The organism is Streptomyces sp. NBC_00690, from assembly GCF_036226685.1.
Classification (GTDB): Bacteria; Actinomycetota; Actinomycetes; order Streptomycetales; family Streptomycetaceae; genus Streptomyces.
Map to the genome: position 1 here is coordinate 4,806,883 of NZ_CP109009.1, position 26,935 is coordinate 4,833,817.

The window sequence follows — 26,935 nt, forward strand, 5'->3', positions numbered from 1 at the left end:
TGTTCCGTACCGCGGGTGCGTCTTAGGGCTTGTGCGGGCGCGGCAGTCGCACCACGGCTCGGCCGCCGTCGAGATCGACCGTGGAGCGATGAGGGGGCGCGCCGTCCTCCTCGTCGTCCTTCAGCAGCAGGGCGCTCTGCCGCTCACGCAGCTCGTTCTGCTTTCCGGCGGAGAAGGTGGCGTGCAACTGCTCGAACCCGGTCGCCGACACCTGCCCCTGGCGCTTCCCCAGCCCGGTCGCCCGCATGATCTGGTCGGCGAAGGCTATGAACACCAGAATGATCACCAGACCCGGCAGGGTCATGAAGACGATGAACTCCATGTCGTCGCTCTCTTCCGCATGCCCGGCTCAACCAGCCTGGGCTGCTGCATCCGGTGCAGCTGTCGCATCCGGTGCGTGTGATCGGCATACGGCCACCGCTGCTGCGAAGCCGGGGTCCACGGGTACATCTGCGAGCAACCAGTCCGCGTTCACCGCGGGCTGTGGACCGGCGCCCACATAGGTCAAGGACAGGTCTTCGTTCAGCCCCACACCTCGCGCCTTGAGCACGGACTCCTTGCGGGTCCAGCACCGGGCAAAGGCGAGGGGGCGCTGGTCGGCCGGTATCCGCTCTATCTCCCGGCGTTCCGCAGGGTGGAGTTGAGGGGTGACGTCGACGACTGTCGTCGGGCGTGGCAGAGGCTCGACATCGATTCCCACCGGGTCGGATGCGAGGGCGATCAGGACCATTCCCTTGGTGTGGGAGAGGGAGAAGTGCACGGCGTTGCCCGGGAGGACCGGCCGTCCATGGGGGCCGTCGCACCGGGTGCAGGGATCCCGCTCCATCACAACGGATTCCGGGGCCTGTCCCAGCCGTGCGCCGAGAAGGCGGCGCAACGCCACATGCCCAACGGCGTAGGCGTCCCGGTCCTGCGGGCGGATGAACCCGTCGAGTCGCGCCGACTCCTCCGCGTCCAGGACGTCACGGTGGGCGAGGGCATCGACGGCGTGCTCCGCGACCCGACCGACCCAGAGCAGTTCCACCCCTGGGAGAGACGCCGTCTGCTCGCTGTTGAGAGGTGCCTCGGTCGCCATGTGGTGCCCTTCTCCTGGGGGAGCACAAGAATATCCGGGCCAGCCGAGGGAGAACCGGGAGTCGTCGGCCAACTTTGCCGTACCGAATGCGCATGCCGGACGGCTGTACGTCTCTGCTAGGAGCCATCGTCCTAGCATCGCCGGCGGCCACGGACTGTGCCCGTCGAAAGCCGGTTCCGGTGAGTACCTGCACCGCCGGATTTCGCGGGACTGGCGCGATCGGCTCTTGGGGCAGTCGGTGATGGGCGCTGTTGATGCCGCGGCCTGTGGTGGCCGCGAAGTGACGAGGACATGGGGAAGCGCATCCGTCCGGGTGGGACTGCCGAGCCACCCGGACGAACGCACGACCACATATGGAGCGACCGGACTTAGATGTTCACACCGAAGTCCTGGGCGATGCCCCGCAGGCCGGAGGCGTACCCCTGGCCAACCGCGCGGAACTTCCACTCGGCACCGTTGCGGTAGAGCTCGCCGAAGACCATGGCGGTCTCGGTCGAGGCGTCCTCGCTCAGGTCATAACGGGCCAGCTCGTTGTTGTCCGCCTGGTTGATCACGCGGATGAAGGCGTTGCGCACCTGCCCGAAGGACTGGCCGCGGCTCTCACCCTCGTGAATCGAGACCGGGAAGACGATCTTCTCGACGCCGGCAGGCACTCCGGCCAGATTCACCTTGATCTGCTCGTCGTCGCCCTCGCCCTCACCCGTGAGGTTGTCACCCGTGTGCTCCACGGAGCCGTCGGGGCTCTTCAGGTTGTTGAAGAAGACGAAGTGCTGGTCGGAAACCACCTTGCCGTTGCCGTCCACCAGCAGGGCGCTGGCGTCCAGGTCGAAGTCGGTTCCGGTGGTGCTCCGGACGTCCCAGCCCAGGCCCACGACAACCGCAGACAGGCCCGGGGCCTCCTTGCTGAGCGAGACGTTGCCGCCCTTGGAAAGGCTGACACCCATGGAAATCCCCTGCGCAATCCGGCGCGGGCCGCGCCTCTCTTGACGATTCCTTGCCCAACCCGGCCAACGACCGACCGTGCCCTCCAGTTCCCCGCCCTGGAACTCAATATATAAATCTTGACTTATATAAGCGATAGATGCACTGTAGGCCCATGCACGCGTTCGATGTCCTAGGTGATCCGGTACGCCGTCGAATATTGCAGCTCCTTGCAGCCGGCGAGCAGCCGTCGGGCGCCATCAGCTCCGTGATCCAGAACGAATTCGGCATCAGCCAGCCCGCCGTCTCCCAGCATCTGCGGGTGCTCCGCGAGAACGGCTTCACTTCGGTCCGAGCTGCTGGGACCCGGCGCCTCTACGCCGTCGAGAGCGAACCCCTCAAGGAGGCTGCCGACTGGCTGGACCAGTTCCGGAATTTCTGGGAACAGCGACTGGACGCCCTCGGTACCGAACTGGCACGTGGCAAACGCGATCGAGAGCGCGAGCAGACGAGGACTGAACAGCGCGAATCAGCGCCGGAGGAGCAGTGATGAGCGACATCGTGAACCAGATCAACGACATCCACCGGAAGGTGGGCACCAAGCAGATCCCCGAGGGCGAGGCCCGGACGATCCTGCTGAGCCGCACTTACGCCGCCGCGGCTGAGGACGTATGGGACGCGGTGACCGCCCCTGAGCGGATCAGCCGCTGGTTCCTCCCCGTCAGCGGCGATCTGAAGCTCGGCGGTCACTACCAACTGGAGGGCAACGCGGGCGGTGAGATCCTCCGGTGCGAGCCGCCCCAGGTGCTCAAGGTGAGCTGGCTGTTCGGCGAGGACCCGGGCTTCAGCGAGGTCGAGGTCCGGCTGACCCCCGACGGCGATGGGCGGACGCTGTTCGAGCTCGAACACATCGCTGTCGTCCCCCCGGAGATGTGGGACCAGTTCGGCCCGGGTGCGGTGGGAGTGGGATGGGACCTCACCGCGATCGGCCTGGGACTCCATCTCGCAGGCGGCTCGATCGAGAACCCGGCGGCCTGGCAGCTCTCCGACGAGGCCCGTGAGGTCATGACGCGCAGCAGCGAACAGTGGGGCGAGGCATACCGCGCCTCGGGCGCCTCCGCGGCAACCGTGACGGCTGCCGTCAGCGCGACAACGGCCTTCTACGCACCGGAAAAGCCCTCGGAGGAGTAGCCGGGCGACCAGCTGTTGGCGTACGGACTTTTCTCCCCAGTCGCGTACGAAGAATGTCCCCAGCTCTGACCGCGGACAGCAGCACGGCAGCGGATCTCGGTTGAGATCGATGCCCCGACCAAGGACACTCGCGCGATGAGCCAGAGCACATCGTCTGAACCGATCGAGCGAGGGTGGGACGAGCCCTGGTATCGGGTCCGCATGGAGGACTTCCAGGCGTCGTTCCTGCCCGGCGACGGCGAGGGCTTGGGCGAGGTCTGCAACGTCGATGTCTTCGTGAGCCTGAAGGATGGATCTCGTTGGACCGCGACGGTGTTCACCGTCGCGGAAGTCAAGCGCCTGATGAATCTCTGGGCAGGAACCGACGAGGCCCTCGGCGGCCGGTACTTCTGGGTCTCGGACGGCCTGATCGTCAGGGATCCCGGCATCGACAACATGACCGACGTAATCGCCGGACTGATCGAGAACGGCGAGTTCTCCGAGGTCTTCCAGCGGGCGATCAACAACTGATCAAGTGCTCGGACTCCGGAAACAACGTGGGTCGTCAGGCCACGTCGTTGTCCCGCTCGATCGCCTTGAGTCGGTTCTTGAGCCGGTAGCTGGGGTAGCCGACCTCATCGACCGCGAGAACGCCGGGCCGCAGGTAGGTGCCGAGCTTGTTCGTCAGACGCCCTGCGGCCTCGACGGCTTTGAGATTGCGGACCATGTCGTCGAGGCTCGTGAAGTAGATCGAGTAGCCAGCTCGCTGAACGAAGCGCACCGTAGCGCGCCGACCTTCCAAGCGGAGGCAGCCCGGGCGCAGTCGTTCGGTGCGCGAAAGTCAACGACTTCAAGCAGGGATATGAGTACACCGTTGACGGGGACGAGAAGAACCACTCCTTTCCCATCGATCTGGCCGACCAAGAGGGAATCGCGGGCAGTCATCCCATCGACAAGCATGTGGGAAAGACGGATGAGCAATTGGCTCAGCGTCTCAGAGATCAACAGATGGTCCGAGCGAGCGGATGGAACTGTTACCCCGAGGGTGATCTCCACGTCTGCGGATTGCGCATCGGCACAACGACTCACTCAGACGGTTCTCGGCGACGTGGACAATGCTTTTCTCATTGAAAGATGGATCGCCCGCCAGGAAGCCAACTACAACCCCAATTCGAAGCCTAGTTGCGAACTGCGCTTCCCCAATGAAGTGACGGGGCGATCAACAAGCCGTGCGGACTACGATGCGCATGGCCTCCAGGCTCCCGCCCGCGATGTGTACGGCGTGAAGGTGGCACTCAAGTACGTTCAAGGCATGGACCCGCCCTTCGTCGTCCTCAACTCGATGCCGGAGGCTTAGCGTGAGTCCTGTGACCGCATACACCGGAGCCGTCTTCAACAACGGATCGATCCGCCGGCTTCTCGACCTGGCCATCGATTGCCGCCGTGCGGGCGGACCTTCGCTGGAAGACGAGCTAGCGCGCTTCTGTCGCACCATCAGAAACTCGCCAGAAGCCGAATGGGCCATACCGCTGGCAACAGTGTCGGCCCTCCTCGATCTCCTGTCTGAGATGCTTTGGTCGGCGAATCCACCGAACGTTCCGGCCGGCTTTGAGCAGAAATTGAACGATGCGTCGGACGAACTCGCGGGCCCGAATTTCCTCACGCTTCTGGCTGGTTTGATCCGAATGCAGGATCAGGAGGCAATGCCGGATTTCAAGAGTCTGCCGATGGCGGCCTGGGAAGCGCGATTGATGTTCCCCCGGATGCGGCAGTTCTCGTACTGGGTCGACTCCGGAGAGTACGACGACTTCGAGGAGGGTCTGCGGGCCGGGGCGGCCAGCGAGCATCCGCACGGCTGTCACCAGGAGATGTCAGGGTTGGCAGCCGAACTACAGAAGGCCCTACTCCTCTTTCCGACACCGGATTCCTTGCGCGCGGGACTCGGTGTCGCCATCCCATGGGCATCCGTACCTATTCTGCAAGCCATCCTGCGGGCTATCCACATCCATTTCACAGAGCAGCACTGAGGTTGCATCCGTGTCGACTCCGAACCGATCCGCCTCCTATCCCGACCGGGAGACCGCCCAGTGGGCGACTCAGCAGGTCGTGACCGCGAACGAGCAGTGCATTCATCGGTGGCTGGCCCAGTCGACTCGGCCGCGACTCACCATCGAGGCCGCCTGGCCCTCGCGGCCGGAACCCATCGGACGCGTACTGCTCCAGGCGATGATGCTCGCAGGGCGGGACGCCGTCGATGTCCGGGCCGCCCGTGTGATCCTCAGACGGACCATCGAGAACCCACATGACTTCACCGTGCACGCCACGTTCCCGATCCATCTCTAGAGGCGGCATCCGTGTCCCTGAATCCCCTCGAACACGACCGCAAGTACGGAGAGTTGCATCATGTGGTTCGGTCCTTTCTGGGCCGAACGGCGGACGATGACGAGCCACTCACGGGGTACCTCCGCCACACCTGGCGCACCCGACCCTGGGCCATCGCCACGGCGGAGCACCAACTGCGGGAGTACGCCGTCAACCCGCCAGGGAGGCTGCGGCGACGCCTCGGTGAGTTCTACCCCGTACCGGATGTCGGTCTGCCCGATTCTGAGGTCCAGGCGTGGTTGGTACGCCTGGCTGATCGACTCAGAGACAGTGTTGAGACCGGCCATGCCCCGTCGCCCGCCACCCCGCAGACCCACTGGGAGTGGCACGCCCGCTTCCCGGAGTTGGCCCAGTTTCTCGGCGGCTGGTTCTCCCAGGACATGCCCGAGGAGTTCGAGGATCACGACGACGCACTCCGGGACTACTTGGACAACACCGACCCGGGGCTGATCGCCCAGCTGACGGGCGAGTTGTATGACTTGCTGACTCTCCCGCTGGACGAGCCCGACTATGCGCTCGCCTTGGCCGAACTGGGGATGGAGGTCGACCCGCCCGAGCAGTATGCACCCGGGGGTTGGCTCGTCGAACTAGCCGCACGGCTCCACCGAAGGTGACAGGTCCCCCCTTTTTTACGTGTCCTTTGGGGCGGATACGGCTGGGCTAGCGGTCGATGAAGGCTTGCTCCGCGGGGCTCAACGGAGGGTCGGCCAGGTGCGGAAGTTTTCGCCCGACCGCCATGGTGAGCAGCATGTCGGGGGCGAACAGCCGGGTCGGTGGCCGTTCCATGCTCATGACGTCCAGGAGGGCACGGAGGGCGCGCGGGTTTCTGGATCCTGTGTCGACGGCCCGGTCGATGAACTTGGCGAGGGCGCGTTCGAAGGCGGTGGGCGGGGTGTCGGAGGCGCCGGGGTAGAAGATGTCCTGACCGACGGCGAGGCTCCACGCTGTGTGCACCGGGCCGGCCGCGGCACGTTGGATGCGACGCGCGGTTCCGGGGGTGGTGATCGGGTGTCGGTGGATCGTGGCGCGGAGGGCGACGGCGGTCTGTGTGGCGACGGTGAGGCCGTGCCCGTAGACCGGGTTGTAGCCGGCGACGCTGTCGCCGATGGCGGCGAACCCTTCGGGCCAGTGCCGGGCCTTTTCGTAGTAGCGGCGACGATTGGCGGTGCTGCGTGAGGTGGTGACCTCCCCGAGGGGTTCGGCTTTGGCGATCAGGTCGCCGATGATCGGGTGGTCGAGGCCGCGGGCGAAAGCGACGAAGTCCTCGTCGCTGGTGGTGGGTTCCCCACCGCGGGTGCCGGCGAGGGTGACGAGCCAGCGGCCCTTCTCGATGGGGAGGATGATTCCTCCGCGGCCGGGTGCTTGGGCGGGGCTGGCCTGGACGTTGACGAGGGGGAAATCGGCTGCGCCGTCGGGGGTGCGGTAGATCCGGGTGGCGTAGGTGACACCGGCGTCGACGACCCGTTCGGCCACCGGAAGCAGTCCCAGGGTTTGGAGCCAGACGGGAGCGTGGGACCCACGGCCGGTCGCGTCGACGACGAGATCGGCCTTGAGGACCGCTTCGGTGGCGTGGTGGCGTATTCGGACTCCGTCGACGCGATCGGCGGTCCCGGTGAGTTCGTCGACGGCGGTGTCTTTCCTGAGGGCGATCCTGGGGTGGGGGAGCACCCTCTCCCGGATCGCGGAATCCAGGAGGTCCCGGCTGCATACGAGGTTGTGGTGGTGTGAGCCGTTGAAGCGTCGGAACCACTGCCCGGACGGGGCCTTGGACACGAGGCCGGTCATGATGGGCACCAGGCGAGCACCCTGGCCGGTCAGGTCGTCGACTATGCCGGGGAGTAGTTCCTCAAGGGCCTTGACCCCGCCGGACCACAACATGTGTGCGTGGCGGGCTTGAGGGATGCCACGGCGGGGGTGTGGGCCGTTCGGGAGGGTGTCGCGTTCGATGAGGGTGACGTCGGCGACGTCGGCCAGTACATGTGCGGCGAGTAGACCGCTCACCCCCGCACCGATGACGATGGCGTTGGAGCTGGGGGCGGAGGAGTCACTCAAGGGAGATCGCTCTTTCTGTTGAGGCCACCTCTGTGAGAGGGGCAACGACGGTGGCCCGTTCCCGGAGGGCGCAGGAGAAGGGGTCGGGGGCGGCGAGGCCGCCGCTTCCATGAGCGGTGGTTCGATGCCGGGGCCGATCGACCTGGGATCCCCTGTTTCGCCGCCAGAGAGGAAGAAGACCCGTTCGCGGCCAGGCGCATGGGCTTCAACTTCCCCTTGGCTTCCCATGAGATGTGCTTCGGCTGACGTCTGGAGCTCTCGGGGCGAGGGCCCGCTGCGCATTCTCCATCAAACGATCATGAGTCGCGAAACCCACTCGGTTCACTGGGAGTTGCCGGGCGCTGATGGTGTCGTCGACTCGGCTGGGGTGACATCCGTAGCGAAGAACCACGATGCCCGATCAACACGGTCATGGAGGCGCGCGACGGCATTCGATGCCCTGGCCCACCATGAGCTGAGAACTCTCGTCGAGCTTGCGTCAGCGGTTCATTGGCTCGCCGATGGCCTCGTCGACTAGGCACGGAGCCCAGGTCGTCGTTCACGAACAGATGGATGGCTGGACCACTCCCCAGACCGCACTGCGTACGGCTCCTTGAACTCGCCGGCCCTCTCCGTCTCATCCGGCACGGACTGGAGCGGGGAGACTCCCAAAGGACCGTGCAGGATGGGGGCCGCCTACAGCCCCGGAGGACCAGGCCAGCGACTTCCGCACCGCTTCGGACAGGGCTGCTGCTCGTGCGTCGTCGGACCCTCCGATGATCCCGTGCTCGAGGTCGGGGTCAGGTTGAATCTGTGCTGCCCGATCTCGGTGCCGGGCTGTCGCAGCAGCGCGCCGACGAGGCGACAACCGCTGACCAAGATCACACCCGACTGACACCCAACAGCCCCCAGAAACGCGATCAGGGCCGGTTTCCTGTGAAGAAAACCGGCCCTGATCTGCTGTTTAGCTGTCGGGGTGGCGGGATTTGAACCCACGACCTCTTCGTCCCGAACGAAGCGCGCTGCCAAGCTGCGCTACACCCCGATGTCATCACTCGCGTGGCGACATCGATTACTTTAGCCCACCCACGCCCCCAGGCGAAATCCGGTTTGCGCGGCCCCGGGGTCGTCCGCAGGGTGTCCCGGCTGGGTTTTTGGGTGGGGCCGGGGTCAGGTCTTTTCGACCAGGGTGAGCAGGGTTACCTCCGGTGGGCAGGCGAAACGTACCGGTGTGTAGCGGCTCGTTCCGCAGCCGGCGGAGACATGGAGGTAGGAGGTGTTCCCCGCTGCCTCGTGGGTCGACAGGCCCTTGACCCGGTCCGTGTCCAGGTCGCAGTTGGTCACCAGCGCCCCGTAGAAGGGGATGCACAGCTGGCCGCCGTGCGTATGGCCGGCGAGGATCAGGGGGTAGCCGTCGGCGGTGAAGGCGTCCAGTGCGCGTAGGTAGGGGGCGTGCACGATCGCCAGGGAGAGATCGGCGTCCTTCTCGGGGCCACCCGCGACCTTCTCGTACCGGTCGCGCTTGATGTGGGGATCGTCGAGGCCGGTGAACGCCAGCTCGTACCCCTCCAGCTTGAGCCTGCCCCGCGTGTTGCTCAGGCCCACCCAGCCTGCGGCGTCGAACGCGTCCCGCAGTTCTTCCCAGGGGTTGTGGACCACGCCGACGGCCGGCGCGTTGCCGTTCAGCCCGTGCTTGCCCTGGGCCTTCTCGAACAGGTACCGGGCGGGATTGCGGAGCGTGGGCCCGTAGTAGTCGTTGGAGCCGAAGACGTACACGCCCGGGAACTCCATGAGCGGGCCGAGTGCGTCTAGGGTTTCCGGGACTCCCTCCGGGTCGGAGAGGTTGTCGCCGGTGTTCACCACGAAGTCCGGCCGCAGGCCCGCGAGGGACTGGAGCCAGGCACGCTTCTTGCGCTGGCCGCTGACCATGTGGATGTCCGATACCTGGAGCACCCGAAGAGGGCGCATTCCCTTGGGCAGGACCGGGACCGTGAGCCGTCGGAGGCGGAAGGAACGGGCCTCGATGCCGGCCGCGTAGGCGATGCCGGCCGCTCCGACTGCCGTGATTGCCAGGGGAACTCCAAAGCGTGCGCGCATATGTCCATCGTCGCAGACAAGGGGGTACGAAGTGACGGGGTGGGTCGAGTTAATGATCACTCGGCCCTTGCGGGTGCCGCTCGGGCGGGAGTCCCGGACCGTTGTCGTAGGCGAGCGCGGACGCCGGACCTCCGCGAAATGACCGGGCACGTCCGCATCCTCACCTGCCACACTGAGCCGTATGACCACGCTCAAGTCCAAGCTCCACGATGACCTGATCGCAGCGATCAGGGCCCGCGACGAACTGCGCACTTCCACCTTGAGGCTGACCCTCTCTGCCATCACCACCGAAGAGGTGTCGGGCAAGAGTGCCCGCGAGCTCTCCGACGACGAGGTGCAGAAGGTGATTGCCCGCGAGGCGAAGAAGCGCAGGGAGGCCGCGGAAGCCTTTGCCAACGGTGGACGGGCGGAGCAGGCCGAGCGCGAGCGGGCCGAGGGTGAGCTGTTGGGCGAGTACCTGCCGCAGCAGCTCACGGATGACGAGCTCCAGCAGATCGTGGCCCGGGCCGTGGACGAGGCCAAGGCGGACGGTGCCGAGGGGCCCAGGGCCATGGGTGCCGTGATGAAGAAGGTGAATCCGCAGGTCGCCGGGCGGGCCGAGGGCGGTCGGGTGGCCGCCACCGTCAAGCGGCTCCTCGCGGGCTGACCGCGGGGTCGTCGAAACAGTGGCCCGAGCGGTGGGTGGGCAGGTCTCGGCACCTGATCATTTTCGTTCGGGACGGGTGGTTGGTTGCCCCGCGGGGCAACCACCGCCCCTGCATCGACCGGTCAGCGGGAGAGCCCTCGCAACCTCGTGATGCGCAGCAAAGTTCCGGATGTGGACCGGTGACCGGCCCCCGACCCGTCGAAGGGCCGACACCAGACACATCGGACGTACTGAAGGGCCGAGGCATCACCATGCCTCGGCCCTTCAACACTTTTTGTCAGTCTCCTGCGCCGTCGCCGCCGCCGTTGTCCCCGCCGCGGTTGTCGCCGCCCCCCGTCTGGTCCGAGGGAAGGGAGATACCGGGCCAGGGCTGCTGACCGTCGCCGCCGGATCCGCCGTTGTCTCCCGGCCTGCCGTCTCCCGGCTTGCCGTCGTCGGGCCGGCCTTCGTTGCCGTCGCCTCCGCCGTTGTCCTCGCCGTCCTCGTCCGGCTTCTTACTCGGATCCGGACCGTCGGGGATCGACACCTTGTTGAAGGTGGGTGCGTCCCAGCCCTCCAGCGCGCCGTTCATCGCGTCCCGCCAGATGGGGCCCGGGACCTGACCGCCGAAGACCTTGGAGTGATAGACGTCGCCGATGGTGATGTTCATCATCTTCACCTGCTGAGTGGGGCTACCCACCCAGACGGCCCCGGACAGGTTGGGCGTGTAGCCGACGAACCACGCGTTGCGGCGCTCGTCCGTCGTACCCGTCTTGCCCGCGTTGTCGCGGCTCGACAGACCCGCCTGCTGGCCCGTGCCGGAGTCGACCACACCGCCCAGCAGGGTGTTGATCGTGTCGGCGGTCTGCTCGTTCAGCACCTTCTCGCAGGTGCTCTGCGGCACCTTGAGGCTTCGGCCGTCCGCCGTGCGGATCGACTCGATGGCGGTGGGGCTGCAGTACGTCCCCCGACTGGCGAACGTCGCGTAGGCACTGGCCATCGTCAGCGGCGAGATCGCGGTCGAGCCCAGCGTCAGCGGTGAGGGAGCGACCGGCAGTTTGGTGCCGTCGCCCTGGGTCACCCTCAGCTTGTCGGTCATCTCGACGACCGGGCAGAGCCCTATGTCCTCGATCATCTGGACGAAGTAGGTGTTGACCGACATCTCCATCGCCTTCTTCAGCGCGTACGGCCCCACCTCCTTCTCGTTCTCGTTCTCCAGGACTTCCTTTGCCGAGTTGTGCCAGGTCCCGCCGTCGCACATGGGGATCGAGTCGGGGTACGGCATCTGGTACGGCGCCGGATACACCTGCGTCGGGGGCCTGCCCTGCTCCAGGGCCGCCGCCGCCACGAACGGCTTGAAGGTCGATCCGACCGGGAAGCCGTAGTTCGAGCCGCCGGCCTTCTTGTCGACGGAGTAGTTGATCTCCGTCTCGTTCTTGCCGTATCCGTACGGGCGGGACTGACCCATGGCGAGGACCTTGCCGGTACCGGGCTGGACGATCGTCACCGCGGTGGCGACCTTGTCCGACTTGTACACGTGCCTCTTGATCGACTTCTGGGTCGACTTCTGCGCCTGCGGGTCGAGAGTGGTCTTGATCGTCAGCCCGCCGCGGTCCCAGACCTTCCGGCGGTCGTCACGGGTCTTGCCGAAAGCCTGGTCGGACAGGAAGGACTTCCGCACGTAGTCGCAGAAGAAGCCCGCTCCGTTGACCGCGGTGATGCAGCCGTTCTTCGGCTCGCTCACGTTGAGCTTGATCGGGGTGGCCTTGGCCCGTGCCGCTTCCTCGGGGGAGATGTCACCCACCTCCAGCATCCGCTGGAGGACGATGTTGCGGCGCTTGGTGGCCTCTTCCGCATCGTTGACCGGGTCATAGCGGCTGGGCGACTGGACGAGACCGGCGAGCAGCGCGGCCTGTTCCAGATTCAGGTCCTTCGCCTTCTTGGAGAAGAAGCGCTGGGAGGCTGCCTCGACGCCGTAGGACTTCTGGCCGAAGTACGTGATGTTCAGGTAGTTCTTGAGGATCGTCTTCTTACCCAGCTCTTCCTCGAGCTGGATCGCGTACTTCAACTCCTGGATCTTGCGGCCGAGGGTCTGTTGGGTGGCCTCGGCGAACTTCTCGGCGTCGTCCCCCGCTTCCTCGACGAAGACGTTCTTCACGTACTGCTGCGTCAAGGTCGACGCGCCCTGAGCGACCTCGCCGCTCGTTGCGTTCTTGTTGAGCGCCCGCAGCACGCCCTTGAGGTCGATCGCCCCGTGCTCGTAGAAGCGCGAGTCCTCGATCGCGACGATCGCCTTCTGCATGTGGGGCGAGATGTCCTTGAGCGGCACCACCGTGCGGTCGCGTGAGTACACCGTGGCGATCAGGCCGCCTTTGGAGTCCAGGATGGTGGTGCGCTGACTCAGCGGGGGGGTCTTGAGGTTGGCAGGGATCTCGTCGAATCCCTTCACCGTTCCCTTGGCCGCGAGCCCCAGTACCCCGAAGGCCGGCAGGGCGATGCCTGCCAGCACGGCTCCGGAGAGCACGCTGACACCGAGGAACTTGGCGGCTTGCTGGGTCCCGGTCAGACCACCGCCCGAGCGCTTTTTTGGCATGAAGGCAGCCTACGTTCTCATTCGCCGGACATACGTATAGGCCTTGGCCTAAGCTGCTCTCAACTGTCACAGCAGTGCGGTTTTGTATCAAGGCATTCCCCGATTCCGCAGCGAGCCTGTTGCAAAGCGCCTAGTCACAAGGGCGGCAGCGGAGAGCGAAGCGGAATCGCAGGGTCCGTGTCCGAATTCGCATTCAATCCGTCTTATGCGCCCTCTGGTGCGTGCTGTGGCTCAGCTCTTCTGCCCCGGTTTGCCGGGTTCCTCACGCATGTCCTCTGCTCACCCCCCCGAGTGATCTGTTCCGTGCGCATAGTCCGTTCGGGCCATTCAAGATTGGGCCCGAAGGGGGTGTTGCGCTGTGCCTGCCTTCCGTAACGTCCTCAACTGGCAGCGGTGAATATGCCGCTGCCGCCGTGGGGGAGCCTCGATTCGGGAGAGGACGGCGCCGGGATGGGCTGGGTAACCGACTGGAGTGCGCAGGCAGCCTGCCGCACTACCGATCCGGATGAACTGTTCGTTCAAGGAGCAGCGCAGAACAGGGCCAAGGCGGTGTGCACCGGATGTCCGGTGCGGACCGAATGCCTGGCCGACGCCCTCGACAACCGGGTGGAATTCGGTGTCTGGGGCGGAATGACCGAAAGGGAGCGGCGTGCACTTCTGCGCCGACGTCCCACGGTCACCTCGTGGCGCAGACTCTTGGAGACCGCGCGCACGGAGTACGAGCGCAGTGCGGGCATTCTGCCCGTTGGTCTCGATGACGATGAGACCTACGAGACGTACGCAGCTGTGGGGTAGTCACAGCGGGGAGATCCCCCGCGGGTGCACCACCTCGCACGATTCAGTCGACATGGAATCCACCCGTGTCGGAACACAACAGAGGCACCACAGGTACTACGGATAGGACGGGCAGGACAGGCTTGCGGGAGCCTGTTCGCCGAGTCCCTTCATTTGCCGGGCTCTGTACCGGGCCGCGGGCCTCATATGTCGGCTTCGTGCTGCCATGTGTGATGCTGCCACTCTTCTTACGCCGTGCCGGCGAAGCATCCGGCTCCGGGCGATGCGTCCCGGTCCTTCAACTCAACCGCCCAGCGTGGTGACGCCCTGTCAGGGGCTAGCGAGGTCACCCCTTGCATCATTGCCGGATGCCAGTCCCGGGCACGGTCGCCATGGGCATCGAGCAGGTCTCTCTCACTGGTGCCGTTTCGACTGTCTAGCCCTTCGGTCCGTATCGGTCGCGGGGGAGCTGACCGCAGGTCCGAAGTATCCAGCGCAGTCGCCAGGACTTCACTGTCCGGCGATCGAGTCTCCTGCGGCGGCCAGTTGGTCACCGATGGCCCTCAGGCCCGCGAGGTCGTGGACATCGCCAGGGAGAGCTGAGACCTCGGCTACTGCCACTTCCGGGTGCAGCGCGGTGAAACGGTCGCGCGTTCGCTGCTCACGCGCGAGTACCTGCATCCTTTCCGCATGAAGACGCAGCAGACCGGCCGTCAGTTGCTCGGCAGTGGGGTCCGCTGTGGTGGATACGACCTTCTGGGGCACGTGGGCATCATCCATGGGCTGCGCGGTATGCGCGGTGTGCTCGGGAGTGTTGTCCTGCTCGGGGTTGTGCGCCGGTGTGTGGCTTTCGGGCGGGGGTTCGGGAGAGGCGCCCGAAGCCTCACGAACACCAGTCTTCCCGCCCCCCTGATCCACAATGCCCTCACCATCAATATTTTCTGACGTAATTCCCGAGGCGAGGATCTCCGCTGCTGCGAGGGCCCGTTCGGCGGAGAACTGGGCGGCTCGGCTTCCGTGTACGCGGTTCAGCACCAGCCCGGCCAGCGGCATCTCCTCCTCCGCCAAGCGCTCCACGAAGTACGCGGCCTCCCGCAGGGCGTCCCGCTCCGGAGCGGCCACGACCAGGAACGCCGTACCAGGGGCCTGAAGCAGGCGGTAGGTGGCATCGGCGCGGGTGCGGAAGCCCCCGAACATGGTGTCCATCGCCGATACGAACGTCTGGACGTCCCGCAGCAGCTGACCGCCCAGCAGTTTTCCCAGGGTGCCCGTCATCATCGTCATGCCGACGTTGAGGAACTTCATCCCCGCCCGGCCACCCATCTTCGCCGGGGTCACCAGCAGCTTGATGAAGGTGCCGTCGAGGAATGATCCCAGTCGCTTGGGAGCGTCGAGGAAGTCCAGGGCACTGCGTGACGGAGGCGTGTCGACGATGATCAGGTCCCACTCGTCCCGAGCGCGCAACTGCCCCAGCTTCTCCATCGCCATGTACTCCTGCGTACCGGCGAAGCCGGCCGAGAGTGACTGGTAGAAGGGGTTGTTCAAGATGGCCTGGGCTCGCTCGGCATCCGCGTGCGCCTCGACGAACTCGTCGAAGGTCCGCTTCATGTCGAGCATCATGGCGTGGAGCTCACCGGACGAGCCATCGACGTTGCCCTCTATGCCCTTCACCCGGCGCGGAGTGTTGTCGAGGGAATCGATGCCCAGGGACTGGGCCAGTCGTCGAGCCGGGTCGATGGTCAGCACTACGACACGACGGCCGCGCTCAGCTGCCCGTACCCCGAGCGCCGCTGCGGTGGTCGTCTTGCCGACGCCTCCGGAGCCACAGCAGACGATGATGCGGGTGGCGGGGTCATCGATGAGCGGGTCGACTTCGAGAGGCGTTGCCGACGCGTCCAAGGTCATGTGCCGGTCCCTTGCTTCCGCAGTTCCTTCGACAGTTGGTAGAGCCCTGCGAGATCGACGCCTTCGCTCAACAGGGGGAGTTCATGGGTGGGCAGGTCCAGCCGGCTCAGCGCCATACGCTGGTCCCGCTCCAGACCGACCCGCTGGGCGTGATCGGCCGCCTGCTCCAACAGCGGAGCGACAAGTTCGTCGGCACCGCTCACGCCCGCCGCGACGAGGGTTCTGGCGATCTCGGACCTGCGGTCACCCGCGGCACTGTTGACCGCCTGCTCGTCTAGGAGGTGCGGACGGACCATGTTCACGATCACACTGCCGACCGGTAGATCGGCCGCGCGCAGCTCCGCCACCCCGTCCGCAGTCTCCTGGACCGGCATCTCCTCCAGGAGAGTCACCAGATGGACCGCGGTCTGGGGGGACTTGAGGACCCGCATCACCGCCTGGGCCTGGTTGTATATGGGACCGAATTTCGCCAGCCCCGCCACCTCGTCGTTCACATTGAGGAACCGGGTGATCCGGCCGGTGGGTGGCGCGTCCATGATGACGTGGTCGTAGGCGTAGGCGCCTTGTTTGGTCCGCCGGCGAACGGCTTCGCACGCCTTGCCGGTGAGCAGTACGTCTCGGACTCCGGGCGCGATCGTGGTGGCGAAGTCGATGGCGCCGAGCTTCTTGAGCGCCCGGCCTGCGCTGCCAAGCTTGTAGAACATCTGGAGGTAGTCGAGCAGCGCTCGTTCCGCGTCGATGGCCAGGGCGAAGACCTCACCGCCACCGGAGGCGACGGCGATCTTTCGCTCCTCATAGGGGAGCGCCTCCGTCTCGAACAGTTGGGCGATGCCTTGCCTCCCCTCGACCTCGACGAGAAGAGTTCGCTTTCCCTCGGTTGCGAGGGCGAGCGCGAGGGCGGCGGCCACCGTGGTCTTACCGGTGCCACCCTTGCCACTGACCACCTGGAACCTGCTCACGCATTCGAGCCTAACCAGTTGAACCACGACCTACGCACGAGGTGGTGTGCGGGCTGCGTCACGTGGGCATTGCCGGCCGTGCTTCGGGCGGGCGTTCCTCGGCTCCTGGGGCGCTCCGCCCGATGCGGGACCGCAGCCGTTGATCCCGTCCCGCAGATCGAAGCCCTGCGGGCTCCTCGGGTGCGGAGAGACTGTGCTCTGCGGCTACAGTCGCCTCCATGACCAAGTGGGAATACGTCACCGTGCCTCTTCTCGTGCACGCGACCAAGCAGATTCTGGACACCTGGGGCGACGACGGCTGGGAGCTCGTCCAGGTCGTGCCCGGGCCGAACCCCGAGCAGCTCGTGGCCTATCTGAAGCGGGCGAAGTCGTCGTGAGCGGCGCCGTAGAAGCCAGGCTGGCGGAGCTGGGCCTGACCCTGCCGGAGGTGGTGCCACCGTTGGCCACCTACCAGCCGGCCGTGATCTCGGGCTCGTACGTCTATACCGCGGGCCAGCTCCCGATGGTCGAGGGAAAGCTTCCCGTCACCGGCAAGGTGGGGGCCGAGGTCACTCCTGACGAGGCCAAGGAACTGGCTCGCACGTGCGCGCTGAACGCACTGGCCGCGGTGAAGTCGGTCACCGGCGATCTGGATCGCATCGCGCGGGTCGTCAAGGTCACTGGCTTTGTCGCGTCGGCAGCTGACTTCATCGGTCAGCCTGCGGTGCTCAACGGCGCCAGCGAACTCCTCGGCGAGGTCCTCGGGGACAAGGGTGTGCACGCACGCAGTGCAGTGGGCGTTGCTGTGCTGCCGTTGGATGCACCGGTCGAGGTCGAGATCCTGGTGGAGCTCACCCAGGTGTGAGGCCCTCAGGGCGGACTGCGGAGTTCGAACAGTGTGGCGCTGTGCTGAGGCCGCACTGATGTGTGATCCGCCTGGTGTGTGATCCGCAGCCAGAGCCGGTTTTAGGCTCGGTGGGCCGGTCACCTCGGCCTCGATGGACGCCTCGTCCGATGGCCTGAGGGCGCCGTTGCATGAGGTTCTGAGTGTGGGAGGTCCGGTCGGGTCACCGGCCGGACCGCTCACTGCGGCCCAGGGCCGATGTTCCACGTGAAACCTCGCCCCCGCCGCCTGCTCCGACCCGTACGCAGGGCCGTTGTGCCGTCCCGTACACAGTGCTGGTGGCAGTAGGCCCCGGTTGAGGCAAGGGACGGCTGAGACCTCCCGGTGCTCCTGTGGGCGACCGGGTGACCCCTCGAACATCCACGCGTCAGCGCATACCATCCGGCCATGTCCAATGGTCAGTGGTACCCACCGGAATGGCCGGACCGGATTCGCGCCCTCGCCAGCGGCGACCTCGCCCCTGCGGCGCCCCGCCGGGCAGCAACCGTGATGCTGCTGCGCGACACGGTGGACGGTCCTATGGTCCATATGCTTCGCCGGCGCGCCTCCATGGCCTTCGCCGGCGGCGCTTACGCCTACCCGGGTGGCGGAGTGGACGACCGGGACTCCCGTCCGATCGGTTGGGCAGGCCCCTCCCTGGCCGAGTGGGCCGCCTGTCTCGGCGTGGACGAGGCATCGGCACAGGCCATCGTGTGCGCAGCGGTCCGGGAGACCTTCGAGGAAGCGGGCGTCCTTCTCGCAGGCACCACGGAGGACACGGTGGTCAGCGATACGACGGACGACACCTGGGAAGCGGATCGGCAGGCCCTGGTCCTTCGTGAACTCTCCTTCGCCGACTTCCTGGACCGCCGCGGATTGGTGGTGCGGTCGGACCTGCTCGGTGGCTGGGCCCGGTGGATCACACCCGAGTTCGAACCACGCCGCTACGACACCTGGTTCTTCGTCGCCGCGCTCCCGGCGGGCCAGCGCACCCGGAACGCGTCCACCGAGGCCGACCGCACGGTGTGGATCCGGCCGGCCGATGCGGCCGACCAGTACGACCGTGGAGAACTGCTGATGATGCCGCCCACCATCGCCACACTGAGGGCGCTGGCTCCCCATGCCACGGCAGCGGACGCCCTCACAGCAGCGCGACACCAGGACCTCACCCCCGTACTGGCGACCGCCCGGATGGTTGGCGGGGAACTGCTCCTCAGCTGGCCGGGACATGAGGAGTTCACCAAGAACATCCCCATAGGGGGCCCGCGATGACGGATGCCGCGGCCCTGCCCGGGCAACCTCGCGGCGGCGCCCTTTCCGGGCCCGCCACGGCTCGTACGATCAATGTCCTGGCGCCCAACCCCTCCGCCATGACCCTCGACGGCACCAACACCTGGATCGTCTTCGAACCGGATGCCGATGTGGCCGTCGTCATCGACCCGGGACCGCTCGATGACGTTCATCTGCGCAATGTCATGGCCACCGCCGAACGGGCGGGCAAGCGGGTCGCGCTGACGCTGCTCACCCATGGACACCCCGATCACGCCGAGGGCGCGGGGCGCTTCGCCGAGCTGACCCGGACACCCGTCCGCGCCCTGGACCCCGCACTCAGACTCGGCGACGAAGGTCTGGCCGCCGGCGATGTGATCCGGACCGGTGGCCTGGAGTTGAGGGTCGTTCCCACGCCCGGCCACACCTCGGACTCGCTCTGTTTCCATCTACCGGCCGACGGCGCGGTCCTGACCGGGGACACTGTGCTGGGCAGGGGCACCACGGTCGTCGCCCACCCGGACGGCCGGCTCGGCGACTATCTGGACTCGTTGCGCCGACTGCGTTCGCTGACCGTCGACGACGGCGTCAGTACGGTGCTTCCGGGCCATGGGCCCGTACTGGAGGACGCCCAGGGCGCCATCGAGTACTACCTGGCCCATCGGGCCCATCGGCTGGCTCAGGTGGAGACTGCGGTCGAGCAAGGCCACCGTGAGTCGTCGGACGTGGTCGCGCGGGTCTACGCGGACGTGGACAGAACGCTCTGGCCTGCGGCGGAGCTGTCCGTCCTGGCGCAGTTGGAGTATCTGCGGGAGCACGGGCTGATCTAGCCCGTACTGGCCGGGTGCGAGGTCCGTACGGTCGGGTGCGAGCCTTGTGCACCGCCCGGCGCAGTGATCCGTGCGAGGGCGGGAGATTCGCTCTGCCCACGGCCGAACTGTCCTGGCCCCCCGAGCGTCTGAAGCCATGGGCTGTGTTTTACGCTCCGCTTATATCTCGCATTTGACCTTGGGGGGACCCGGAGTGTTCGTTCTCTTCGTACTGCTGCTCATTGCTGCGGCCGTACTGTTCTTCGTCGGCCGGAGCAACGACCAACGGGGGCTCAAGCTAGGCGCTCTGGGCGCGCTGATAGCCGGGCTGTTCGCGGGCGTGGCCAGCTGCGTGCACATCATCAGTGCCTATGAGGTCGGCGTTCCGGTCACTTTCGGCAAGGTGGGGAAGCCACTGACCTCGGGCTTGAACATCACGTCACCGTTCACCGATATCACCACCTTCTCCACCCGTCCCGTGGACCTCAGCCTCTCGGACAAGGACGTCGTCGAAGTCCGCTCCAACCAGGGCGGTGTGATGTACGTGGAGGTCACGGTCAAGTGGGCGGTGACCCCGGCCAAGGCGGTTGAGCTCTACCGGCTCGCTGGCAGTGAGGGCGCCATCCAGCAGCGGTTGGTCTTTCCCGACAGCCGAGAGATCATCCGCAATGTCTTCGCTCGCCACACCAGCGAACAGGGCTACAGCTCCGCTCGGGAGAAGATCAACGGTGAGATCGGTGATCTGATTCGGGAGCGACTGGCCCCCCGGGGCATCGCCGTCACCACGGTCAACCTCCGCAATGTGAAACCGTCCGACCAACTGCAGGGTCAGATCGACCGCAAGATCCAACAGCAGCAGGCGACCGAGCGGGCGACCGAGGCGGCTCGTACGGCCACGGCGGAGGCCGAGCGCCGCAGGATCGAGGCCGAGGGCATCGCCCGGGCGAACAAGATCCTGAGCAACTCGCTCACCGACAAGATCCTCATCAACCAGTGCATCGACGCCTTCAAGGAGGCGGCAGCCAAGAACCCGGTGTACGCGGTGCCCTGTGGGGGCAGTGGCGCCAACCCCCTGATCGTGGACGGCACCAAGAAGCAGTGACGGCCAGATAGCGCGAGCCATACGGCAAGGGCCGCCCCGGGAGCAATCCCGGGGCGGCCCTTCCTGTTGGCGCGAGGCGGTGCCGGACAGCGTCCGCACCTACCTGATCAGCGAGAACGCTTGGCGAGCCGTTCCACGTCCAGCAGGATCACGGCTCGTGCCTCAAGCCGCAGCCAGCCACGCTGCGCAAAGTCCGCGAGTGCCTTGTTCACGGTCTCTCGGGAGGCGCCCACCAACTGGGCCAGCTCCTCCTGGGTGAGGTCGTGGACCACGTGGATCCCCTCCTCCGACTGCACGCCGAAGCGACGCGACAGATCGAGGAGCGCCCGGGCGACGCGGCCAGGAACATCGGAGAAGACCAGGTCCGACATCTGGTCGTTGGTCTTGCGCAGTCGCCGGGCGACGGCGCGCAGCAGCGCTGTGGCCACCTCGGGTCGTACGTTCAGCCAGGGCTGGAGGTCGCCGTGGCCCAGACCGAGGAGCTTGACCTCGGTCAGTGCCGTCGCGGTCGCGGTGCGCGGTCCGGGGTCGAACAGCGAAAGCTCGCCGATCAGCTCGCCCGGGCCGAGGACGGCGAGCATGTTCTCGCGCCCGTCGGGGGAAGTGCGATGGAGCTTCACCTTGCCCTCGGTGACCACGTAAAGGCGGTCACCGGGGTCGCCTTCGTGGAAGAGTGCGTCGCCGCGGGCGAGCGTCACCTCACTCATCGAGCCGCGGAGCTCCGCGGCCTGCTCGTCATCGAGCGCCGCGAAGAGCGGGGCGCGCCGCAGAACGTCGTCCACGAGTTCTCTCCTTGTCGACCTGCTCAGGGACCGTGGCCCCCATGATGCCGGACCGTACGGTGCCCGTCCGGGGGACACCGCGTGGGACAGCGTGGCTGCGGCAGACCCCTGGCAAGTAAATATTCGTGCGATCAATCACAACAAGTCTGACGCACTGGAGCGTCTGTTCGTGCGGCAGGGGCCCGATTGGGTCCTGATTACCTGTGACCGGGGCGGATGTCAGTGGTGGACCGTAGGGTGGCCGAGTGTCCAATTTGCCGGTGAGAGCGCAGGCCGAGGGGGCTGGAAGAGTGGCCGAAAAGCAAGATTCCGCTGTGGGCGAACATGCGCCGTCCGGTGCTCCGAAAGCCGCAAAGAGCGCGAAAAGGTCGGGGGCCCGGAAGCCTGAGTCGCGGTTGGCGATGGTCCGTCGCGCCCGCCGGATCAATCGCGAGCTGGCCGAGGTCTATCCGTACGCCCATCCGGAGCTCGACTTCCGCGACCCCTTCGAACTCCTCGTCGCGACGGTCCTCTCCGCTCAGACGACCGACCTCAGGGTGAACCAGACCACGCCCGCGCTGTTCGCGAAGTACCCCACCGCCGACGACATGGCCGAGGCGGCACCAGAGGATCTGGAGGCGATCATTCGGCCCACCGGATTCTTCCGTGCCAAGGCTCGGTCGCTACTCGGCCTCTCCGCGGCGCTGCGGGATGACTTCGGCGGCGAGGTCCCCGGCCGGCTGGAGGATCTGGTGACCCTGCCCGGGGTCGGACGGAAGACCGCGTTCGTGGTTCTCGGCAATGCGTTCGGGGTGCCCGGCATCACGGTTGACACGCATTTCGGCCGTTTGGTGCGGCGGTGGAAGTGGACCGAACACGAAGACCCGGTCAAGGTCGAGGCGGACATTGCCGCGATCTTCCCCAAGTCTGAGTGGACGATGCTCTCGCACCGAGTCATCTTCCACGGCCGTCGGGTCTGCCACGCGCGCAAGCCGGCGTGCGGCGCCTGCCCGATCACGCATCTCTGCCCTTCCTACGGCGAGGGCGAGATGGACCCGGAGAAGGCGAAGAAGCTGCTGAAGTACGAGTTGGGCGGGCAGCCGGGCCAGCGGCTCAACCCTCCGGCGGACTATCCCGGCCGGCCCGCCCCTGGGTTGCGGGAGGCCGGATGAAGGAACGATCCCTGCGCTGTGGGGCGTTGTGAACGAGGGGGTGCCCATGCGCACAGGAGACGACACACACGACACGACATACGAGACGCCTCGCGCCAGCGTCCCGTTCAGTCCCGCGGTGACGGCGGCGGGGAGCACGGCCGTGTTGCCCGGGGCGGCAGCTCCCGGCGATGTCGTTGCGTCCCGTCCGCCCGGGGCCGGTGATGTCGCTGCTCCGCCCGGACGCGAGCGCTCGGGGACGCTTCCGACAGGGCAAAGCGTCGCCCCGATACTCCGGGCGAGGGCAGCCGGTACCGGCGCAGCCGATGTGGACGACCGGGCGGTGACCGGGGCCCCGGGCAGGGCTCCCCGGGGCCCGGCTGACAGCTCGGACGGGGCCGGGTCGCATGCCGGGTCCGCGCAGGCTGCTCCCGCCCTTCGTCCCGCGGCGTGCGCAGGTGACCCCGCTGATCCGCGGCATGCACCCCGCGAGGGCCATGAGACGACCGGGCATGATCGGTCGCGCCGGGCGCCGAGCTCGTCCAGACATCGAACCGCCGCGGACCGTGTGTCTCCCACGGACCGCACGCCTCTGGACCCCCAGACCGTCTGTGGGCCCGAGGTGGCCGTCACCGCCGACGGCCTGCCGACCTGGCTCCACCCCGTCGCACAGAGCGTGGGCGGTGTCGCGCCCGAGCAGCTGAGCCGATTCCTGCCGCCCAAGAACGGCAGGGGACGACAGTCCGCAGTCCTGGTTCTCTTCGGAGAGGGCGCAACCGGCCCCGAGCTGCTGTTGATGGAGCGGTCCGGCACTCTGCGCGCCCACGCCGGCCAGCCCTCGTTCCCGGGCGGCGCCCTGGATCCCGAGGACGGCGACCCGACGACCACCGGACCCCTCAGGGCCGCCCTTCGAGAAGCCGAGGAGGAGACCGGGCTCGACCCCACGGGGGTGCAGGTCTTCGGTGTCCTTCCCAAGCTCTACATTCCGGTGAGCGGATTCGTCGTGACGCCCGTACTGGGATGGTGGCGCACACCCAGCCCGATCGGAGCGGTCGATCCCGCAGAGACGGCACGCGTCTTCACCGTGCCCGTGGCAGATCTCACGGACCCGGCGAACCGGGTCACGACCCTCCATCCGAGCGGTCACCTCGGCCCGGCGTTCACCGTGGAAGGGGCCCTGGTCTGGGGCTTTACCGCAGGGGTGATCGACCGACTGCTGCACTTCGCAGGCTGGGAACGGCCTTGGGACCGCGAACGCCAGGTCCCGCTTGACTGGCACCCATGACAGGCTGACCCTCCGAACCTGCCGGCTCGAAACCGGCGACGACCGGACCGGGGTCCGGCGTTGAAGCGATGGATCTGCGAGGCAAATGACGGTGAATGTGCTGGACATCCTGCTGCTGGTCGCGGCCGTATGGTTCGCGATCGTCGGCTATCGGCAGGGCTTCGTCGTCGGCATCCTCTCGGTGATCGGCTTTCTCGGCGGTGGGCTGGTCGCGGTCTATCTGCTGCCCGTGCTCTGGGCAGAGGTGACCGACGACGGCTCCGAGGTGTCCACGACCGTCGCTGTCGTCGCCGTTGTGGTCGTCATCATCTGTGCCTCGATCGGCCAGGCGTTCACCACGCACCTCGGCAACAAGCTCCGCCGATACATCACCTGGACCCCCGCCCGGGCCCTGGACGCCACCGGTGGCGCGCTCGTCAACGTCATCGCGATGCTCCTGGTCGCCTGGCTGATCGGATCCGCGCTCGCGGGGACCGCGCTGCCGACGCTCGGCAAGGAGGTCCGCAGCTCCAAGGTGCTGCTGGGAGTCTCCCGAGTGATGCCCGACCAGGCGTCCACCCTCTTCACCGACTTCACCACGGTCCTCGCGCAGAACGGACTCCCGCAGGTCTTCAGCCCCTTCTCCAACGAGCCGATCACCGAGGTGGAGCCCCCCGACCCCGCTCTGGTGGGCAGTCCGGTCGCAGAGCGTGCCAAGAAGTCGATCGTCAAGGTCGTGGGGACGGCACAGAGCTGTAGCAAGGTCCTCGAAGGAACCGGGTTCGTCTTCGGCGAGCGTCGGGTCATGACCAACGCCCATGTCGTGGGGGGTGTCGACGAGCCGACCGTCCAGATCGGTGGCGAGGGCCGTCGCTACGACGCAAAGGTCGTGCTGTACGACTGGCAGCGGGACATCGCCGTACTGGACGTCCCCGACCTCAAGGCCAAGCCGTTGCGATTCGCCGATCCCGACGCCAAGACCGGGGACAGCGCGATCGTGGCGGGCTTCCCCGAGAACGGAGCGTACGACGTGCGCTCGGCACGGGTGAGGGGCCGCATCAACGCCAACGGGCCCGACATCTACCACCGCGGCACGGTCCGGCGCGATGTCTACTCGCTCTACACGATGGTTCGGCAGGGCAACTCGGGCGGTCCGCTGCTCACCCCCGACGGTGAGGTGGCCGGAGTCATCTTCGCCCGTTCACTGGACGATCCGAAGACCGGCTATGCCCTGACGGTCGATGAGATCACCGAGGACATCTCCGCGGGGCTCTCGGCCAATCAGCAGGTGGACAGCCAGGGATGCGCGCTGTAGCCCTCTGACCGGGCCTCCAGGGCCCTACGGGAGCACGGGGAGGGTGGGCTCTCCCCTTAGCGCTGCGGCGTTGCTGCTGGACGTCGGACGGCCAGGCCCCGAGGGGCGGTCGGCGGTTGTACAGACCGATGGCCGGGCGCGGATCGGTGGTGTGCGAGCCGACGGTGTGCGGGCAGTGCAGCGCTGACCGACCGAGTCGCACGCCCGAGCTGCCTGGCCGTGGCCTCCTCCTCGCGCTGAGCCCACGGGGGCGTGTGGAGTTCCCGGCGTGACGAAGCGCGGCGAAGCGCGACAAGGCGTGCCGGGACGAGCCGGCTGCCGGGATGGGGCAAGTGCCGTGCGCAGCCCGAAGCAGCGCACCTGGCCTTGTCCACTCCGTCAGCGGCAGACGCCCGGCACTTGATCGACGGCGGTCACTACAAGGCGAGTCCGCTCGACGGCGAGGGCGCCGCAGATGGCTGGATCTCGCCCGGCAGGTCCTAGCCGCGCGAATGCCGAAGGCGAGCTGAGACCCAGCGCGCGCGCCGCCTCAGAATTAGTGGAATGCCCATGCCCTGTGCAGAGTGCTCAGGCCCCTGACCTTGCGGGCCATCACTGCTGTGGGTGCTCGGACCATTGGCCGAGCGACGGTTGCGTGCGGCGTCACCGTAGTCGTACGTCCAACCCATACCGGGACCTGTGCCCGTGGCCCAAGGTCGGTAACCGTACTGAGGGCAGCCAATTGGCCTATGCGCCAGGCAAGTGGCTGTTCGTCGGATGCGTGTTCCCTCGCCTGTTCTCTGTTGCGGTCGGGGCGCCTCGGCAGAGAACCGACCCGGCGACGAATCGTCAGTTGGACCACCTTCGGCAACCGTCGCCAACTCGGCAGAGCTCCGCGACTGCTCCCGCTCCCGCGCCCGTTACCGGTCCGGTTCGGGATCCTTGAGCCAATTGATCAGCTCCGACGAGAAGGCCACCGGATCCTCCTCGTGCGGGAAGTGCCCGAGCCCGTCGAACAGCCGCCAGCGGTAGGGGGCTTCCACGTACTCCCCCGACCCGGCGGCGCTTCGCGTGCGCATGGCCGGGTCCAGAGAACCGTGCAGATGGAGGGTGGGCACCCGAACCGGCCGCTTCATCCGACGATTGAACTGGATGCCGTCCGGGCGGGCCATCGACCGCACCATCCAGCGGTACGGCTCGATCGAACAATGCGCCGTCGACGGGATGCTCATCGCCCGTCGGTAGGTGTGCAGCGTCTGCTCATCGGGCGGTTTGGGCCCTGACCAGCTCTCGATCAGCTCTCCCACCAGGGTCGCATCGTCCGCGACGAGTTGACGTTCCGGCAGCCAAGGGCGTTGGAAGCCCCAGATGTACGAACCGGCCCTGCTCTGCGAGAAGTCCGAGAGCATCGCCGACCGCCAACGTCGAGGATGCGGCATGGAGGAGACCGCGAGCCGGCGCACCAGCTTCGGCCGCATCACCGCCGCCGTCCACGCCAGATAGCCACCGAGATCGTGCCCCACCAGCGCCGCGTCCGGCTCGCCCAGCGAGCGCACCACCCCCGTGATGTCGAGGGCGAGGTTCGCCGGGTCATACCCCCTGGGCGTACGGTCGCTTCCTCCCACACCCCGCAGGTCCATGGCCACTGCCCGGTAGCCGGCGTCGGCGAGCGCGGTCAACTGGTGCCGCCAGGTCCACCAGAACTGCGGAAAGCCATGGAGGAGCAGAACCAGCGGCCCGTCGCCCATTTCGGCGATGTGGAAACGCGCGCCGTTGGCCGCCACGTCGCGATGGGTCCAGGGACCGTCGATGCGAACGGGACTTCCACTACCGGTGTCAGGGGCGGTCATGCAGACGAGCGTGCCATACCCAAGCATGTCGTGTTTGCCAT

28 protein-coding genes, 1 tRNA gene and 1 pseudogene are annotated in these 26,935 nt (G+C 66.8%); 17 read left to right on the plus strand and 13 right to left on the minus strand.

The window, feature by feature from the left end:
• Window positions 1-22: 22 nt before the first annotated feature.
• From OID54_RS21025 to OID54_RS21035, 3 genes are all read right to left on the minus strand, one after another.
• Window positions 23-322 carry a DUF6191 domain-containing protein gene (locus OID54_RS21025; protein ID WP_329021633.1) on the minus strand — a complete coding sequence of 100 codons (300 nt, stop codon included), beginning with the start codon at window positions 320-322 and terminating at the stop codon, window positions 23-25.
• Window positions 323-349: 27 nt separating this feature from the next.
• Window positions 350-1,075 carry a 4'-phosphopantetheinyl transferase family protein gene (locus OID54_RS21030; RefSeq protein ID WP_329021634.1) on the minus strand — a complete coding sequence of 242 codons (726 nt, stop codon included), beginning with the start codon at window positions 1,073-1,075 and terminating at the stop codon, window positions 350-352.
• Between the two features lie 368 nt (window positions 1,076-1,443).
• Window positions 1,444-2,019, minus strand: a complete 576-nt coding sequence (locus OID54_RS21035) for a TerD family protein (RefSeq protein WP_329021635.1) — start codon at window positions 2,017-2,019, stop codon at window positions 1,444-1,446.
• A 152-nt stretch (window positions 2,020-2,171) separates the two neighbouring features.
• Here OID54_RS21035 and OID54_RS21040 point away from each other — a divergent pair, with 152 nt between their 5' ends.
• The 3 genes from OID54_RS21040 (at window position 2,172) to OID54_RS21050 (ending at window position 3,697) form a co-directional block, all read left to right on the plus strand.
• Window positions 2,172-2,546, plus strand: a complete 375-nt coding sequence (locus OID54_RS21040; RefSeq protein ID WP_329021636.1) for an ArsR/SmtB family transcription factor — start codon at window positions 2,172-2,174, stop codon at window positions 2,544-2,546.
• On the plus strand, window positions 2,546-3,187 hold the full coding sequence (locus OID54_RS21045) for an SRPBCC family protein (RefSeq protein WP_329021637.1): 642 nt from the start codon (window positions 2,546-2,548) through the stop codon (window positions 3,185-3,187). The genes OID54_RS21040 and OID54_RS21045 overlap by 1 nt, the downstream gene beginning before the upstream one ends.
• A 135-nt stretch (window positions 3,188-3,322) precedes the next feature.
• Complete coding sequence (locus tag OID54_RS21050; protein WP_329021638.1) at window positions 3,323-3,697, plus strand: hypothetical protein; 375 nt, start codon at window positions 3,323-3,325, stop codon at window positions 3,695-3,697.
• A gap of 34 nt (window positions 3,698-3,731) precedes the next feature.
• Here OID54_RS21050 and OID54_RS21055 read toward each other — a convergent pair.
• Window positions 3,732-3,932, minus strand: a pseudogene (locus tag OID54_RS21055) (ATP-binding protein); the annotation flags it as partial.
• Between the two features lie 279 nt (window positions 3,933-4,211).
• Between OID54_RS21055 and OID54_RS21060 the strand changes: the two are divergent.
• From OID54_RS21060 to OID54_RS21075, 4 genes are read left to right on the plus strand one after another with little or no spacing between them, the layout of a single operon-like run.
• On the plus strand, window positions 4,212-4,523 hold the full coding sequence (locus OID54_RS21060) for an RNase A-like domain-containing protein (RefSeq protein WP_329021639.1): 312 nt from the start codon (window positions 4,212-4,214) through the stop codon (window positions 4,521-4,523).
• A gap of 10 nt (window positions 4,524-4,533) precedes the next feature.
• Window positions 4,534-5,193, plus strand: coding sequence for a hypothetical protein (locus tag OID54_RS21065; protein WP_329021641.1), 660 nt, complete (start codon window positions 4,534-4,536; stop codon window positions 5,191-5,193).
• 10 nt (window positions 5,194-5,203) lie between these two features.
• Window positions 5,204-5,509 carry an RNase A-like domain-containing protein gene (locus tag OID54_RS21070; protein WP_329021642.1) on the plus strand — a complete coding sequence of 102 codons (306 nt, stop codon included), beginning with the start codon at window positions 5,204-5,206 and terminating at the stop codon, window positions 5,507-5,509.
• A gap of 11 nt (window positions 5,510-5,520) precedes the next feature.
• Window positions 5,521-6,162, plus strand: a complete 642-nt coding sequence (locus OID54_RS21075; protein ID WP_329021643.1) for a contact-dependent growth inhibition system immunity protein — start codon at window positions 5,521-5,523, stop codon at window positions 6,160-6,162.
• A gap of 46 nt (window positions 6,163-6,208) precedes the next feature.
• Here OID54_RS21075 and OID54_RS21080 read toward each other — a convergent pair whose 3' ends face one another.
• The 3 genes from OID54_RS21080 to OID54_RS21090 form a co-directional block, all read right to left on the minus strand.
• Window positions 6,209-7,600 (minus strand): FAD-dependent monooxygenase, encoded by a 1,392-nt coding sequence (locus tag OID54_RS21080; protein ID WP_329021644.1) that lies wholly within the window; start codon window positions 7,598-7,600, stop codon window positions 6,209-6,211.
• 950 nt (window positions 7,601-8,550) lie between these two features.
• Window positions 8,551-8,624: transfer RNA gene (locus OID54_RS21085), tRNA-Pro, on the minus strand.
• Between the two features lie 125 nt (window positions 8,625-8,749).
• A complete protein-coding gene (locus OID54_RS21090) occupies window positions 8,750-9,676 on the minus strand; it encodes a metallophosphoesterase (RefSeq protein WP_329021645.1) in 927 nt (308 codons plus the stop codon).
• A gap of 181 nt (window positions 9,677-9,857) precedes the next feature.
• On the opposite strand from OID54_RS21090, the gene OID54_RS21095 reads away from it, so the two are divergent.
• Window positions 9,858-10,322: a GatB/YqeY domain-containing protein gene (locus OID54_RS21095; RefSeq protein WP_329021646.1), complete on the plus strand. Its 465-nt coding sequence runs from the start codon at window positions 9,858-9,860 to the stop codon at window positions 10,320-10,322.
• A gap of 277 nt (window positions 10,323-10,599) precedes the next feature.
• Here OID54_RS21095 and OID54_RS21100 read toward each other — a convergent pair whose 3' ends face one another.
• Entirely contained in the window at window positions 10,600-12,894 is a 2,295-nt protein-coding gene (locus OID54_RS21100; protein WP_329021647.1) for a transglycosylase domain-containing protein, read from the minus strand.
• A 450-nt stretch (window positions 12,895-13,344) separates the two neighbouring features.
• Between OID54_RS21100 and OID54_RS21105 the strand changes: the two genes are divergently transcribed.
• Window positions 13,345-13,689 (plus strand): WhiB family transcriptional regulator, encoded by a 345-nt coding sequence (locus OID54_RS21105; protein ID WP_177149633.1) that lies wholly within the window; start codon window positions 13,345-13,347, stop codon window positions 13,687-13,689.
• A gap of 489 nt (window positions 13,690-14,178) precedes the next feature.
• Here the strand turns inward: OID54_RS21105 and OID54_RS21110 are convergent, their stop codons facing one another.
• Both OID54_RS21110 and OID54_RS21115 read right to left on the minus strand, forming a co-directional pair.
• Window positions 14,179-15,573: an ArsA family ATPase gene (locus tag OID54_RS21110; RefSeq protein WP_329021648.1), complete on the minus strand. Its 1,395-nt coding sequence runs from the start codon at window positions 15,571-15,573 to the stop codon at window positions 14,179-14,181.
• Window positions 15,570-16,532: an ArsA family ATPase gene (locus OID54_RS21115; RefSeq protein ID WP_329021649.1), complete on the minus strand. Its 963-nt coding sequence runs from the start codon at window positions 16,530-16,532 to the stop codon at window positions 15,570-15,572. Before OID54_RS21115 ends, OID54_RS21110 begins: the two co-directional genes overlap by 4 nt.
• A gap of 218 nt (window positions 16,533-16,750) precedes the next feature.
• On the opposite strand from OID54_RS21115, the gene OID54_RS21120 reads away from it, so the two are divergent.
• From OID54_RS21120 to OID54_RS21140, 5 genes are all read left to right on the plus strand, one after another.
• Window positions 16,751-16,909, plus strand: a complete 159-nt coding sequence (locus OID54_RS21120; protein ID WP_329021650.1) for a hypothetical protein — start codon at window positions 16,751-16,753, stop codon at window positions 16,907-16,909.
• Window positions 16,906-17,376, plus strand: coding sequence for a RidA family protein (locus OID54_RS21125; RefSeq protein ID WP_329021651.1), 471 nt, complete (start codon window positions 16,906-16,908; stop codon window positions 17,374-17,376). Before OID54_RS21120 ends, OID54_RS21125 begins: the two co-directional genes overlap by 4 nt.
• A 426-nt stretch (window positions 17,377-17,802) precedes the next feature.
• A complete protein-coding gene (locus OID54_RS21130; protein WP_329021652.1) occupies window positions 17,803-18,666 on the plus strand; it encodes an NUDIX hydrolase in 864 nt (287 codons plus the stop codon).
• Entirely contained in the window at window positions 18,663-19,493 is an 831-nt protein-coding gene (locus tag OID54_RS21135) for an MBL fold metallo-hydrolase (RefSeq protein WP_329021653.1), read from the plus strand. The genes OID54_RS21130 and OID54_RS21135 overlap by 4 nt, the downstream gene beginning before the upstream one ends.
• Window positions 19,494-19,686: 193 nt before the next feature.
• On the plus strand, window positions 19,687-20,574 hold the full coding sequence (locus tag OID54_RS21140; protein WP_329021655.1) for a prohibitin family protein: 888 nt from the start codon (window positions 19,687-19,689) through the stop codon (window positions 20,572-20,574).
• Between the two features lie 107 nt (window positions 20,575-20,681).
• Here OID54_RS21140 and OID54_RS21145 read toward each other — a convergent pair whose 3' ends face one another.
• The gene (locus OID54_RS21145; RefSeq protein WP_250921514.1) at window positions 20,682-21,356 is read right to left on the minus strand and encodes a Crp/Fnr family transcriptional regulator; all 675 of its coding nucleotides are present in this window, start codon (window positions 21,354-21,356) and stop codon (window positions 20,682-20,684) included.
• Window positions 21,357-21,646: 290 nt separating this feature from the next.
• Here OID54_RS21145 and nth point away from each other — a divergent pair, with 290 nt between their 5' ends.
• The 3 genes from nth to OID54_RS21160 all read left to right on the plus strand — a co-directional run bounded on the left by nth (window position 21,647) and on the right by OID54_RS21160 (window position 25,065).
• On the plus strand, window positions 21,647-22,507 hold the full coding sequence (nth, locus tag OID54_RS21150) for an endonuclease III (RefSeq protein ID WP_329021656.1): 861 nt from the start codon (window positions 21,647-21,649) through the stop codon (window positions 22,505-22,507).
• A 547-nt stretch (window positions 22,508-23,054) separates the two neighbouring features.
• Entirely contained in the window at window positions 23,055-23,771 is a 717-nt protein-coding gene (locus OID54_RS21155) for an NUDIX hydrolase (protein ID WP_329021657.1), read from the plus strand.
• Window positions 23,772-23,862: 91 nt separating this feature from the next.
• Window positions 23,863-25,065: a MarP family serine protease gene (locus OID54_RS21160; protein WP_329027676.1), complete on the plus strand. Its 1,203-nt coding sequence runs from the start codon at window positions 23,863-23,865 to the stop codon at window positions 25,063-25,065.
• Between the two features lie 479 nt (window positions 25,066-25,544).
• Here OID54_RS21160 and OID54_RS21165 read toward each other — a convergent pair whose 3' ends face one another.
• Window positions 25,545-25,733, minus strand: a complete 189-nt coding sequence (locus OID54_RS21165; protein WP_329021658.1) for a hypothetical protein — start codon at window positions 25,731-25,733, stop codon at window positions 25,545-25,547.
• A gap of 231 nt (window positions 25,734-25,964) precedes the next feature.
• A complete protein-coding gene (locus OID54_RS21170) occupies window positions 25,965-26,894 on the minus strand; it encodes an alpha/beta fold hydrolase (protein ID WP_329021659.1) in 930 nt (309 codons plus the stop codon).
• Window positions 26,895-26,935 lie beyond the last annotated feature (41 nt).

Bases quoted from the DNA above. Each gene is read 5' to 3' on its own strand.
- OID54_RS21130 (WP_329021652.1), top strand. From the start codon at position 17,803: ATGTCCAATGGTCAGTGGTACCCACCGGAATGGCCGGACCGGATTCGC.
- OID54_RS21135 (WP_329021653.1), top strand. From the start codon at position 18,663: ATGACGGATGCCGCGGCCCTGCCCGGGCAACCTCGCGGCGGCGCCCTT.
- OID54_RS21030 (WP_329021634.1), bottom strand. From the start codon at position 1,075: ATGGCGACCGAGGCACCTCTCAACAGCGAGCAGACGGCGTCTCTCCCA.
- OID54_RS21045 (WP_329021637.1), top strand. From the start codon at position 2,546: ATGAGCGACATCGTGAACCAGATCAACGACATCCACCGGAAGGTGGGC.
- OID54_RS21120 (WP_329021650.1), top strand. From the start codon at position 16,751: ATGACCAAGTGGGAATACGTCACCGTGCCTCTTCTCGTGCACGCGACC.
- OID54_RS21025 (WP_329021633.1), bottom strand. From the start codon at position 322: ATGGAGTTCATCGTCTTCATGACCCTGCCGGGTCTGGTGATCATTCTG.
- OID54_RS21110 (WP_329021648.1), bottom strand. From the start codon at position 15,573: ATGACCTTGGACGCGTCGGCAACGCCTCTCGAAGTCGACCCGCTCATC.
- OID54_RS21170 (WP_329021659.1), bottom strand. From the start codon at position 26,894: ATGACCGCCCCTGACACCGGTAGTGGAAGTCCCGTTCGCATCGACGGT.
- OID54_RS21165 (WP_329021658.1), bottom strand. From the start codon at position 25,733: ATGGGTTGGACGTACGACTACGGTGACGCCGCACGCAACCGTCGCTCG.
- OID54_RS21035 (WP_329021635.1), bottom strand. From the start codon at position 2,019: ATGGGTGTCAGCCTTTCCAAGGGCGGCAACGTCTCGCTCAGCAAGGAG.
- OID54_RS21105 (WP_177149633.1), top strand. From the start codon at position 13,345: ATGGGCTGGGTAACCGACTGGAGTGCGCAGGCAGCCTGCCGCACTACC.
- OID54_RS21095 (WP_329021646.1), top strand. From the start codon at position 9,858: ATGACCACGCTCAAGTCCAAGCTCCACGATGACCTGATCGCAGCGATC.
- OID54_RS21040 (WP_329021636.1), top strand. From the start codon at position 2,172: ATGCACGCGTTCGATGTCCTAGGTGATCCGGTACGCCGTCGAATATTG.
- OID54_RS21050 (WP_329021638.1), top strand. From the start codon at position 3,323: ATGAGCCAGAGCACATCGTCTGAACCGATCGAGCGAGGGTGGGACGAG.
- OID54_RS21090 (WP_329021645.1), bottom strand. From the start codon at position 9,676: ATGCGCGCACGCTTTGGAGTTCCCCTGGCAATCACGGCAGTCGGAGCG.
- OID54_RS21100 (WP_329021647.1), bottom strand. From the start codon at position 12,894: ATGCCAAAAAAGCGCTCGGGCGGTGGTCTGACCGGGACCCAGCAAGCC.